We start from the raw sequence: 11367 nt of genomic DNA on the forward strand, positions 1-11367 counted from the left end.
GGCGATCACATACCGTGGCGCGGACCGAGGTGTCGGCCCGCGACAGCGCGGTCACCGCCGGGACAGGTGGAGCGGGGCCGAGCGGTCTGTGGTCGTACAAGGGGAGGAAGCGGTGACGGAGTCCAAGAAGTCCGCGGACAGCGCGACGCGCCCGGTCCTTGACCCGGATGCGGAGCTCTCGGACGCCGCTCGGAAGGTCCTGCGGCAGGCCCTTGAGGACCCTGGCCGGTACGTGGGCCGCCCGGCCAACCCGCTGTGGGCGGCCGTCCCCCTTCTTGCGCGCGGCGGAGCGGGAGTCGCGGTTGCCGGTGTGGTGTGGTGGTGGACCGGTGGCCTCGAAATCGCGGATCCCGCCGCCGACTCCTCCAGCCTCGTCGGCACGCTGGACCGGAAGCTGCAGGAGGCCGTCGACATGGCGCACACGCTGCTGTCCGTGTGGCCGCTGGCCGCCGGCGTCGTGGCCGTGCTCGGCGCCGGTCTGATCGCCGATCGGGCGCTGTACAACGGGCAGCTGTGCCGGCTCGCCGCCGTCCAGCAGCACCTCGTTCATCCGAGGGACCTGACCGCCGAGGCCCAGGAACTTCTGGCACGTGCGCGGCGGGCGATGACGGCCGTGCTCGACTCCAGGGTGCACCGCGAGAGGTGGCTCGACGCCCAGCGCAACGAGGCGGCATTCCCCCGTCAGGAGTGGGCGATCGCCCAAGACCTGCGGAGCTGCAGCCGCGTGGCCCGCAAGGATCACAGGGCGCCGCAGGAGACGGACAACGCCACGGTGGCCGAGCTGCTCGCCTCTCGCCGGCGTGTGCTCGCGACGAGCCTGCACGGCATCGAGCGGCGGGTGGCGGCGCTGGAGGCCTACGCCTCACAGGTCGCCGAGGCCGACGCCCGCTACGCCGAGGTACGGGAGATCGAGCGGCTGGACGCGGGCAGCGACGAACTCCTCGACCTTCTTGCCCGCACCACGGTCGACGACCTGGCGGTCGCCGAGATCGAGGCGTTGACCGACGAGGCCGCCGTAGTCGCCTCGACGTTCACCAAGGCGCTGGAGTCCGCCAAGCTGGCCGCTGCCGCGGCCCTCCCCCTCCAGGGCGCGGCATAGCCCGCCCCATCACCGCCCCGACCCGCCGAGGTTGGCTTGCTCCCCGGCCCGGCTGGGCCGCTAGAACAGGGTCAGCGGCTCGGGAGGGGCCGGCGTGGGCTGATGTTCTCGGATCGCGTCCCGAAGCTGGGCGGCCGTGACGCGGGCTGCGTCGAACGTCTCGGTCCAGCCGTTGGGCATCTGGACGGCGGTGAGGAAGACGCCGTGCCCGGCGGCGCGCAGGCGCCGCAGGATCGTCTGCTCCACGGCCAGGGCGTCGTCGCCGGTGGGCACGTGGTGTTCGTAGAACAGGGTCCATCCGAGGCGGCGGTGCTGGGCGATGCGGTCGTTGCGCTGAAGGGCGCCAGCGACGCCGATCTTGACCGCACCGTGCTGTGCGTGGGTGACGACGTAGACGCGGGCCGGCGCGGCGCGGTCGAAGCCGAAGCGGGCGCAGTACTTGCATCTGCGGCCGCTGCGGACCTTGGCCAGGGTGGGGGTCGAGGTGCGGCCGCAGGTGGTGCAGCGGCAGCGCCAGGGCGTCATGGTCGTGGTGTAGGGCTCCAGGGGCTCGAGGCCGGCTTCGAGCATGGAGGCGGCGGCGCGCTGGGGGTCTTCCCGTCGGGCGGCGCCGGCGCGGAGGTCGGCGCAGCGCCGGCATCCGCTCTGGCCGGCGAGGATGGATCCGAAGGTCGGCGAGGTGATGGTGCCGCAGCCGTGGCACAGGCACCGCCAGGGGTACTTGACCCCGCGGTACGGTTCCTGGGGTTCGAATCCGTGCTCGCGCATCTCGGCGACGGCCAGGTCCTCGTCGTGGCGCTGCGCCTCACCGTTGGCCCGGTCGGCGCACCGCTTGCAGGCCGGACGCCGGCTCTGGCCGGTCAGGGAACCCAGGCGGGGGGAGACGATGGACCCGCACTTGGTGCAGCAGCTCTTCCACGGGAACGCGGTCCCCGGGTACGGCTCCAGCGGCTCCAGGCCCGCTTCCCGCATCACCGCGGCCGCGGTCTCGGCGTCGTGGCGCATCGACTCGTTGGCTTTGCGCCGGCCACAGGGGTAACAGCCGCCCTGGCCCTGCCGGATGGAGCCCAGCGTGGGTGCCCCGGGCGCTCCGCACGTCCGGCAGCGGACGGGCCACGGCGTGTCCACTCCCGGGTACGGGCCGAGGGGTTCCAGGCCCGCGGCCCGCATGTCGGCCGCGGCGACGTCCGGGTCGACCGGCGCGTTCGGCGCGCACCACCGGCAGGGCCCGGCACCGGAGTTGATCCGGACGTAGGTGGGTGTGACCTCGCGTCCGCATGCGAGGTGGCGGCACCGCCACTTGCGGTCGCTGCCGGGATAGGGCTCCAGAGGCTCCAGGCCGGCCGCCCGCATGACGCCGGCCGCTGCCTCGGGTTCGATCCGGGCCCGCCCGGAGCAGTAGACGCAGCCGCGCTGTGTCTTGGTGACGTTGCTCAGGCGGGGGGTGACCTCCCGCCCGCACGCCGTATGGCGACACCGCCACGGGGCGGAGCTGCCGGGGTAGGGCTCCAGCGGCTCCAGGCCCGCTGCCCGCATGATCTCTTCCGGCTCGCGGGGGTCCTTCCGCGGTCTACCGGTGCGCGCCATGGTCCAACTCCCCGCTTTTCAAGGGTGAGCGGGGTCTTGCCTCGCTGTGCGGCGCAGCATAGAGCCGGCCACTGACATCGACGCTGATCGTCGCCTTGCCGTCGGTGGGAACCGGTGCCGCGGGCCGTACCGCTCAGCTCACGTCATCGGGTACGGCATCGGCAGGGGCTCGGGGTGCATCGCCGGTGCCGTTCGCTCCGGTCAGGTCCTCGCAGATTCGGGAGTGCAGGGCGATGGCGGCGGCATCGAGCCGCTCCCACTGCTCGATCGTCAGGTCGGGCAGCAGTGCACCGAGGTGGTGCAGTGCGAAGGCGACGGCCGCCGGCACCGCGTGGCCCAGGAGGTTGTCGATGCCGGCGCTGTGAGCATCGTGGTGAAGATCGCGGCCGCCGGACAGCCCGTAGGCCAGTGCGTACTTGTAGGCCGCTTCCTCGGCAAGAGTGCCGTTCGCGAGGGCGCGTTCACCGTCGGAGCAGTCGGCGGTGGCAAGCAGTCGGTCGATCACCGAGCCGGAAATGATCTCGCCGGAGCCGGTGGTGGCGTCGTTCATGTGGGGGTAACGGCGGACCGGGGCCGGGTGACACGCAGGAGCTCGGTGCTTCCGGTCCGGGCCGGCGCAAGAGGGTCGTGGCGGGTTCGGCGCGTTTTGAGGACCGCGGTGAGAAGTGCTGCGGCCGGCCACAGCACGGCGCCGGTGACGATGAGGATGAGAGGCGGAAGGCCGGCATGGTGGGCGGCGAGCAGCACGGCGGCGGTCTGCAGGCCACCGGCGGTCGCCGCGAGGTCGCCGTGCCAGGCCGAGCGGTGGAGCGTGTGCTCGACCAGGCGGCGCACACCGCTGGTACAGGCGACCAGGGTGGGCCCGCCGAGGACGCTGATGGCCAGGGCGTACGCCCACAAGGAGATGTCGGTGACGAGAACGGCGAGCGCCGCGCCGCCGGTGAGGAGCAGGAGGGTCATGAGGGCGGCCGTGGTGATCCTCAGCTGCCCGGGGTGCGGTGGCTGGGGCGGATCGAGAAGGTAGAGGACGGCGAGCAGCAGCCCGGCGAGAGTGCCCAGGCTGGTCGTCCAGGGCGTCGGCACGGTGGTGGTGAGCGAGAGGGCGCCGGTGATGGCGGCCGCGGTCAGGCCGGCCACGCACACGGTGCTGCTGCGGGCGCCCGGCTCGCGGTGGCGGCTGACGGAGGTCGTGGTGGCGACCAGCGTGGGCGTGCGCCGGGGCGCTGTCGCGGTGGGTGCGTCGGCGAAGGCGGCCAGCGCGGTGTACAGCCGGGTGAGCCGCATGCGGGTGTCGGCCGCGGTCGGCCGGCGGTCGGGGTCCTTGTCGAGGAGCTCCAGGACCAGCTGCTCGAGCTCGCGGGGAACCCCGGGGCGCAGGACGGACAGCGGTGCCGGGGCGTCGTGGACGTGCTGGTTGAGGACCTGCCAGCCCGTGCCGGTGAAGGGGACGTGGCCGGTGAGCAGCTCGTGGAGGAGGCAGCCGAGCGAGTAGAGGTCACTGGGTGCGCTCAGCGTGGTGTCTCCGCGAGCCTGCTCGGGCGACATGTAGGCAGGGGTGCCGATGGCGACGCCGGTCACGGTCAGGGTGTGGTGGGTGGCCTCGGTAAGACGCGCGATGCCGAAGTCGCACAGTTTCGCGGCGTTGCCGGCGGCCTGGTCGAGGAGGACGTTGGACGGCTTGAGGTCGCGGTGGACGATGCCGCGGTGGTGGGCAGCCTCCAGGGCCTGGCTGATCTGGATCGCCCAGGTCAGGGCCTGGGTGACGGGGAGCGGGCGGCCGGTGAGGGTGTTCAGCGGCCGTCCGTCGACGAGGTCCATGGCCAGGAAGAGGATCCGGCAGCCGTCGAGGTCGGCGACGCCATGCTCCCGGACGGCAACAACGTTGGGGTGGGACAGGCGCGCGGCGACCTGCGCCTCGCGGCGGAAGGCCGCTTCCCGCACCAGGTCCCCCTCCCCCACCGCAATGATCTTGAGGGCGAGGTCGTGGTTCTCGTGGAGATCCTCTGCGCGCCACACGGTGCCCATGCCTCCGCTGCCAATCGGCTCCTTCAGCCGGTACCGGCCGGCGACCGTCGTGCCGCGCATCAAGTCCTCCAGCCCTGCGTGTCTGGGCGCTGAGCCGGCCGGCTCCAGGCGCGCCGCGGGCGAGGGCGTGCCCGCGGTGCGGCGGAGCATACGAAAACGCCTTGCCGGGGCTGGGCGAAGCGCTGCCGGCAGCGGTACTGCGGCCCGCACTCCAGTCGGTGTCTTTGCAGGTCAACGGCATGCGAATGTGGTTGTAGGGACGTGTGCGGCGGGCCACGCCGGTGCTACCGGACGACGGTGGCAAGTGCCTGTCATCGGGTTCCGGGGGAATCCTTCGGATATGGACGACACATGCGCGTGGTGTGGCGCCGGGCTACCCGGCGGGCGGCGGCGCCGGTACTGCCCTCGTCCGCGTTCCTGCCGGCAAGAGGCCTACCGGGAGCGGCGGCGAGCGGCAGCTGCCCTCCGGGCCCGGATCGCTCTGCTGCAGATCTCGCGCGAGATCCGGGCCCGATGCGAGGCCCTGGAACTGCTATTGGCCGACGCGGTCGGCAACGAGCGGGCCGACGCGGGGATGCACAGCACTGCGGCCGCGGACTTCCAGCACCTGACCAGCGAGCTGGTGCGGTGCGCGGTGATCGCGGATCGGGAGGTGAGCGCCACCTGGGAGCAGATCGGACGCCCGCACGGTCTGAGCGCGGATGCGGCCAGGGCCCGGTACGGCCGGGCCCGGCTCCTGTGGCCTCCGCCACTGCCGGAATGACGCCAGCCTGAGGGGAGGGGCCCGGGCAGCTACGCCGGAAGGAGGCGAAGAGGTCGTCGGCCCTGGGCTGTGCGGGGTTCGGAAACGGAGAAGGGCCCGGACGGATCCGGGCCCTTCGGTCAGTAGCGGGGACAGGATTTGAACCTGCGACCTCTGGGTTATGAGCCCAGCGAGCTACCGAGCTGCTCCACCCCGCGTCGGTGACGCCACTCTACACAGTGGCCGTCGCGGGGCGGCGCTCATTTTCAGGGGTCAGCCGCGGCGGACGATGTTCTCGGCCTGGGGGCCCTTCTGGCCCTGGGTCACGTCGAAGGTGACCTGCTCGCCTTCGAGAAGTTCGCGGAAACCGTTGCCGGAGATGTTGGAGTAGTGCGCGAAGACGTCCGGTCCACCGCCGTCCTGCTGGATGAAGCCGAAGCCCTTCTCGGCGTTGAACCACTTCACGGTGCCGCTGGCCATGCGTCTGTCCTTCGAAATCGCCGGGTGCTTCCCGGTCGGTCTGTGGGTGGTGCCCTCCGTCATCGAAGGGCGTCCGGCGTCCGTTCTACCCCGTAGGCGGGACACCAATCCGGCTCCCGCGCGGCTGAGGCGTGCAAGTTGTGCCCCCCAGCGGGCCTCGGGCTCTTCGGTGCTGGCCCGCTGCGTGCGGGAGGCTGGCGCCTACTTGCCCTTCGCGGCTTCCTTGAGCTTGCTGCCGGCGGAGACCTTCACGCTGAAGCCTGCCGGGATCTCGATCGGCTCGCCGGTCTGCGGGTTGCGCGCGGTGCGAGCGGCACGGTGGGTTCGCTCGAAGGTCAGGAAGCCGGGGATGGTGACCTTCTCGTCGCCCTTGGCGACGACGTCGCCGACAGTCTCGGCGAGGGCGGCCAGCACGGCGTCGGCGTCCTTGCGGGTCACCTCGGCGCGCTCGGCGAGGGCTGCGATCAGCTCACTGCGGTTCATGAGGGGTACTCCGTGGTCCTCGGGTTGTCACGTCCGCTGCACGGACGGGACGTGTGCGGCGCCATCCTGTCACCTGGGTCTGACAACGCCGGGTCCGGTGCCAGGCAGTTCCTCGCCGGATCACCGGAGCTGCGGTGCGGGCAACTTTGAAGCGCTGGTCTCAAGGACTGGTGCCGGCTGGCTTCATGCCTCATCACCCGGCCTATGTGGCGCCGATCCGACAGACTTCAGCGATGGACAACTTCGAGGTTTACGGTTCCTGGTGGATCCCAGGGGGAGCGCCTACGACGGGGAAGCTCAGTTTCTCCGAGAAAGGCCCGGTCCTGACGCTCTACGGTGCGTTGCTGAGCCAGGAGGTTCCCGGTGGGGAGCTTTCCGGGCCAGCCGAGTGGGGAACTCTCCCCCTCATCCATGGCCGCGAAGAGCAGCAGCGTTCCATTACACTGCTCGGCGCTTTCGGAATGACTAGCCAGTGGCCTGAAATCACGGAGCAGACGTTTGATGCAGAGCTGGCCGTGATAGGGGACCACCTGATGGACGCGGATTTCAGCGGAATTCGATCCGACTTTGACTATCTGGCGGACTGGGTTGGCGCTCCGCCAGTGAGCAAGAGGCAAAAGGAGCCGCGGGCAACTCTTATTGACGACAAGATTGCGGAGTGCGTCTCAACGACATGGGGAGACGCCTCACTGGCCATTCGAAGTGGCGTAATCGGATCGTCTGATGAAGCCCATGTTTCTGTTCGCCGCTGGTGCGCCTTCTCTGCTGAATCCGGCTCACCGCAGCGCTGGTCAGAGTTGCTTGAATCCTACCTTCGCCCCTTCCATGATCTCCTGCTCTTGTCTCTGGGTAGAGAACTCCGGATGAGAGATGTGGAGTTGCGCCCAGAAGGAAGCGAGGAATGGATGTCTGCATACTTCCGAACGCTCGCACCCGGAAGCGTTGTGGAATCGAGCATTTCCTCCTACCGTGCCCCTACCTTGCTCACCGCAGAGGATTCCTCTGTACCTCTCTCAGAGCTCCTGCCTCGCTGGTTCGACCTGTACCAGGACCGCCAGACGGTGATCGCACTGCTGCATGCACCGCTCTACGCACCCTTCACCTACTCGGCGCACCGGTACGCATCCTTTTTCCAAAGCCTTGAGGCATATCACAGGGTCAAGAAGAATGAGTTCGGCAGCAAAGACGTATCTAAACAGGAGCACGGGGCGCGGGTCAAACTGGTCGTGTCGGCACTCGATGCTGCTGGCTTGCCCCAAGATCATGTCCAGTGGGCAAAGAATGTGATCCAAGGACGCAACGACAAGTCACTCAAGGAGCAAATTGTAGATGTCGTGTCGTCTACAGGAAAACTCGGACAGAGAATCCTTGCCACAGTTCCAGATTTTCCAACTCTCGTCTACAACGCGCGCACCGGCGTTTCTCACGGCGGAGCAGACAAGGGGCCAAGCGCAACTCAACGCTATTGGTGCGGAGAGGTGCTGCTTTGGTTGATGAGAGTGCGACTACTCCAAGACCTAGGTATCACTGATAGTGACGCCCGAGCTCTCCGCAACACACGCTTCCAGGACAGCTTGAAACAACTCAGCATCGGGACGTAAATCCAGTTCCGCCAGCACCTGGCCTTGCCATGCGGGTTGGTGAGTCGGCGGGGTTCTCGCAGGGCGGCGGTCGATCCCGTGCTGGATTCGGCTCGTCTCTCAGTCATCCGGCGCACGTACTCTGGCTGTCCCTCGTGCCGGGCGTGCTCGGCTGTCAGAGCCTTCGACCAGGCCGCCAGCCGGGGGTGGTAGTCGGTCGTCAGCGGTCTTCCAGCCTGTTGGCGAGGGGCACTCGGTCGCTGTTGCCGCCGACAGCCGACCGCGTGCGGGATTGGACTCGGGTGCCACGGGACAGCACAGTCCTCCCTCTGGGGCTGCTCGTATCAGGTGCCTGCCGGGCCAGGCGTCAGTGAGGGGCTGGGGGTCAGTCCTGCCTCGGTGACGGCTTGGAGATACTCGGGGGGCAGGGTGTCCCAGCGTTTGCGGAGGTTCTTGAGCCACTGGCCGACCTTGAATTCGGCGCCGTCGACGGTGACGGTGTCGCGTTGGCGGATGTGGAGGTGGCCTTCGCGGGCGCGGAAGGCGGCGACGGCCGCCAGGCCGTGGTCAAGCTGCCGCTGCTGGCGGGCGGCGCGGCCGGTGGGCTGGGGCGGTTCGTCGTCGGCGGGTTCGATCAGGGTGATGCCGAGTTCGCGCACGAGCCGGAGCTGTTCGGGGTGGAGGGTGCTGTAGTCGGTGCTCTGGGCGCGGACCCACTCGCCGAGGGGTTCGTCGTCGTCGGTGAGGAAGTCGGCGGGGAGGTCGTCGAGGGTGATGCTCGCGTCGGCGTAGGTGCGGGCGGTGTAGTAGAGGCGCTGCCAGGTGATCGGCCAGGCGGGGTTCCAGTACGGGTCGATCTCGGTGAGCGCGGTGTCGGTGGGGTCGGGTTCGAGTCCGTTGTCCGCGCGGGTGCGGGCGGCGGCCCGGCGGTTGGTGAGCCAGCGGCCGAGGGCGAAGTCGCCGGCCATCTCGCCGGTGGGGGCGGCGAGATGGCCGTGGCGGGCGGCCCAGTTGCGGGCGTGGAGGAGTCCGCGTTCGGCGGCCTGGGTCTGGAGGTTCCAGATGATTCCGAGGTGTTCGAGGGCCTTGATCTGGGCGGGCTTGAGGGTGCCGGCCGCGTACGCCTTTCGGGCCCGGTTGATCCAGCGGCCCAGCGCGAAGCCGTTCTCGTCGTCGTAGAGCCGGGGGACGTCGAGGTGCCCGTGGTGCTGCTGGTAGGCGGTGGCGGCTTCCAGGCCGCGGCGGAAGGACGCTTCGCGGGGGTGGAGGACGCGCAGCCGGAACGCCTGGGCGATGGTGTCGGCGGGGAAGGGCCGGTCGAAGACGACATCCACGGGCACGCCGGTCTCCTCGTCCTCGTCTTGCGGGACCGGGTGGGCGGGCTGCTGGGGGACGGCGAGACGGTCGGCGATGCGGTCATCGTGTGCACGCAGAGCCTGGAGGACCCGCCAGAGCGGCCGGTACAGGTTGGAGCCCATGAGGTCGTCGGCGTCTTCGCCGGGTGCGACGTAGACGGGGACGATGAGGGTGGCCTTCTTGCCCTGGCCGGGCTTTTGGCGCAGTGCCCGGCCGACGGCCTGGACCGTGTCGACGATGGACTCTTTGGGGTCGGCGAAGACGACGGTGTCGATGCTGGGGATGTTGACGCCCTCGCCGAGAAGGCGAGCGTTCGCGATCACGGTGCGGTGGGCGGGTTCGAGGAACTCGCCGGGGCGGCCGTCGAAGCGGTCGAGGAGTTCGCGGCGGTAGGCGGGGTCCATGGTGCTGTCGAGGCCGGCCGCCCACAGTTCGCCCGGGTCGGGGCAGCTGGTTCCGGTCTCGTCGAGTGCGTGGAGGAGGGCGGCGGTCTCGGGGAGGGTGCTGGCGAAGGCGTGGGCGTCGGCGACGCGGTGGTGGAAGGAGACGACGCGGCGCAGGTCGAGCTCGGCCATGGCTCGCAGGACGGCGATCTGGAGCGCGGCCTGGCGCAGTTCGGCTTCGGTGGCCTTGTCGGAGATGCCGAGCCGGGTGCGGATGGTGGCCTCATGGACTTCCATGACGACGACGCGGTAGTCGGCCAGGAGGTCTATGTCGATGGCCTCGGCGAGCGGGAGGCGGAAGCAGGTGTCGCCATAGAGGGCGGGGTTGTCCATGGATGCGACGAGCGAGTCGTCCTCGTCGTCATCGGGCTCGCCAGCCGACCAGATCCTCGGGGTGGCGGTGAGGTAGAGCCGCTTGTGTGCGGGGATCAGCTCGTCGTCGTGGACGGCAGCCCAGCGTTTTCCCAGGTCACCGCTGGTGCGGTGAGCTTCGTCGATGGCGATCAGCGACCAGGTGGGGAGTGCGAAGCGGTGGTGGGCGTCTTGGACGCGGTGCAGGGAGTGGTAGGTGGCGAACACCGTCAGGCCGGGGTTCTGGCGGACAGCGGAGGCGAGGACGGCCGGGTCGGTGGTGAACGGGACCGGCTCGCCCGCGGTGTTGGGGCGCTTGGAGCACAGGGCCAGAACCGGGCCGCTCATGCCGGCGGTGCGCCAGTCGTCGATGGTCTGGGCGAGAAGTTCCAGGGTGGGCAGCAGCACCAGCCGGGTGCCCTGGGGGGCGACGCGGGCGGCGGTGCGCGCGGCGACGTACGTCTTGCCGGTGCCGCAGGCCATCACGATGGAGGTCCGGGCGGTGTGGCGCAGCGCGGTGTGCGCGGCGTGGACGGCCTTGGACTGGTGCGGGCGCAGCCTGATCCGGGGCGGCGGGGTGGTGATGGTCGCGGTCACGGGGTGGCCGGTCCTCTCAGCCGGGGGCGGTCGGCGGTCAGGTGATGCTGAAGCGGATGTGGTCGATGCCGGTCAGCTCGACCTGCTGTAGGGAGGTGGCACGGGTGCCGCCGTCGGTGAAGTAGTCGTCGCGCAGTCCGTCAGCGACGATCTGGGCGAGGTCTTCCTCGGAGGCGCCGGCCGTCTTGGCCTCGAAGAGGGCGGCTGCGGTGGCTGCGTCCAGGCGGCGGGTGAGGCGGCGGTAGCGGGGGTCGTTGGTGGTGCCCTTGGGGGACGTGAACCCGAACTTGGCACGTACGTCGACCTTGATGCCGCCGGTGGTGATGGCGGCCTGGAGCTTCTTCGCCTTCACGAGCGGCTGCCAGAGCTTCTTGACCTCGGCTTCGACGAGGGCTGCGGTCTCCGGCTTCGTAGACTTGATCTTGTCGTCGCGGTAGCGCTCCACGGTGCGCTGGGACTTGCCGATCTTCTCAGCGACCGCGCGGGCGGCCTCAGCACGGCTGACGCCCTTCTCCTGCTTGAGCAGGAAACGGATCCGGGCGCCGAGGGTCTTGGGGATCGGCTGGGAGTAGGCGGTCTCGGCGGCCTCGTCCAGGCGGTCTTCGATCAGTCCCACGGTCAGTC

10 protein-coding genes and 1 tRNA gene are annotated in these 11367 nt (G+C 69.8%); 3 read left to right on the forward strand and 8 right to left on the reverse strand.

Annotation, left to right across the window (positions count from 1 at the left end; translation table 11 throughout):
• Positions 1 to 112: 112 nt before the first annotated feature.
• Positions 113 to 1099 (forward strand): hypothetical protein, encoded by a 987-nt coding sequence (locus JS756_RS16170; RefSeq protein ID WP_205383821.1) that lies wholly within the window; start codon positions 113 to 115, stop codon positions 1097 to 1099.
• A 60-nt stretch (positions 1100 to 1159) separates the two neighbouring features.
• Here JS756_RS16170 and JS756_RS16175 read toward each other — a convergent pair whose 3' ends face one another.
• The 3 genes from JS756_RS16175 to JS756_RS16185 form a co-directional block, all read right to left on the reverse strand.
• Complete coding sequence (locus tag JS756_RS16175) at positions 1160 to 2686, reverse strand: hypothetical protein (RefSeq protein ID WP_205383822.1); 1527 nt, start codon at positions 2684 to 2686, stop codon at positions 1160 to 1162.
• Positions 2687 to 2819: 133 nt separating this feature from the next.
• Positions 2820 to 3236: a hypothetical protein gene (locus JS756_RS16180; RefSeq protein ID WP_205383823.1), complete on the reverse strand. Its 417-nt coding sequence runs from the start codon at positions 3234 to 3236 to the stop codon at positions 2820 to 2822.
• Positions 3233 to 4771, reverse strand: a complete 1539-nt coding sequence (locus JS756_RS16185; protein WP_205383824.1) for a serine/threonine-protein kinase — start codon at positions 4769 to 4771, stop codon at positions 3233 to 3235. The genes JS756_RS16180 and JS756_RS16185 overlap by 4 nt, the downstream gene beginning before the upstream one ends.
• A gap of 280 nt (positions 4772 to 5051) precedes the next feature.
• Here JS756_RS16185 and JS756_RS16190 point away from each other — a divergent pair, with 280 nt between their 5' ends.
• Complete coding sequence (locus tag JS756_RS16190; RefSeq protein WP_205383825.1) at positions 5052 to 5474, forward strand: hypothetical protein; 423 nt, start codon at positions 5052 to 5054, stop codon at positions 5472 to 5474.
• Between the two features lie 123 nt (positions 5475 to 5597).
• Here the strand turns inward: JS756_RS16190 and JS756_RS16195 are convergent.
• The 3 genes from JS756_RS16195 to JS756_RS16205 form a co-directional block, all read right to left on the reverse strand.
• Positions 5598 to 5671 (reverse strand) — tRNA-Met (locus tag JS756_RS16195).
• Between the two features lie 55 nt (positions 5672 to 5726).
• Positions 5727 to 5933, reverse strand: a complete 207-nt coding sequence (locus tag JS756_RS16200) for a cold-shock protein (RefSeq protein ID WP_030578348.1) — start codon at positions 5931 to 5933, stop codon at positions 5727 to 5729.
• Positions 5934 to 6134: 201 nt separating this feature from the next.
• The gene (locus tag JS756_RS16205) at positions 6135 to 6416 is read right to left on the reverse strand and encodes an HU family DNA-binding protein (RefSeq protein WP_030578350.1); all 282 of its coding nucleotides are present in this window, start codon (positions 6414 to 6416) and stop codon (positions 6135 to 6137) included.
• Positions 6417 to 6649: 233 nt separating this feature from the next.
• Between JS756_RS16205 and JS756_RS16210 the strand changes: the two genes are divergently transcribed.
• The gene (locus JS756_RS16210; protein WP_205383826.1) at positions 6650 to 8017 is read left to right on the forward strand and encodes an ApeA N-terminal domain 1-containing protein; all 1368 of its coding nucleotides are present in this window, start codon (positions 6650 to 6652) and stop codon (positions 8015 to 8017) included.
• A gap of 323 nt (positions 8018 to 8340) precedes the next feature.
• On the opposite strand, the gene JS756_RS16215 is transcribed toward JS756_RS16210, so the two are convergent.
• Together JS756_RS16215 and tpg are read right to left on the reverse strand one after the other, a co-directional pair.
• On the reverse strand, positions 8341 to 10743 hold the full coding sequence (locus JS756_RS16215; protein ID WP_307790709.1) for a DEAD/DEAH box helicase: 2403 nt from the start codon (positions 10741 to 10743) through the stop codon (positions 8341 to 8343).
• Positions 10744 to 10780: 37 nt separating this feature from the next.
• The gene (gene tpg, locus JS756_RS16220; RefSeq protein ID WP_200402162.1) at positions 10781 to 11359 is read right to left on the reverse strand and encodes a telomere-protecting terminal protein Tpg; all 579 of its coding nucleotides are present in this window, start codon (positions 11357 to 11359) and stop codon (positions 10781 to 10783) included.
• Positions 11360 to 11367 lie beyond the last annotated feature (8 nt).

The organism is Streptomyces actuosus, assembly GCF_016921115.1.
In the GTDB taxonomy this organism is placed as follows: domain Bacteria; phylum Actinomycetota; class Actinomycetes; order Streptomycetales; family Streptomycetaceae; genus Streptomyces; species Streptomyces actuosus_A.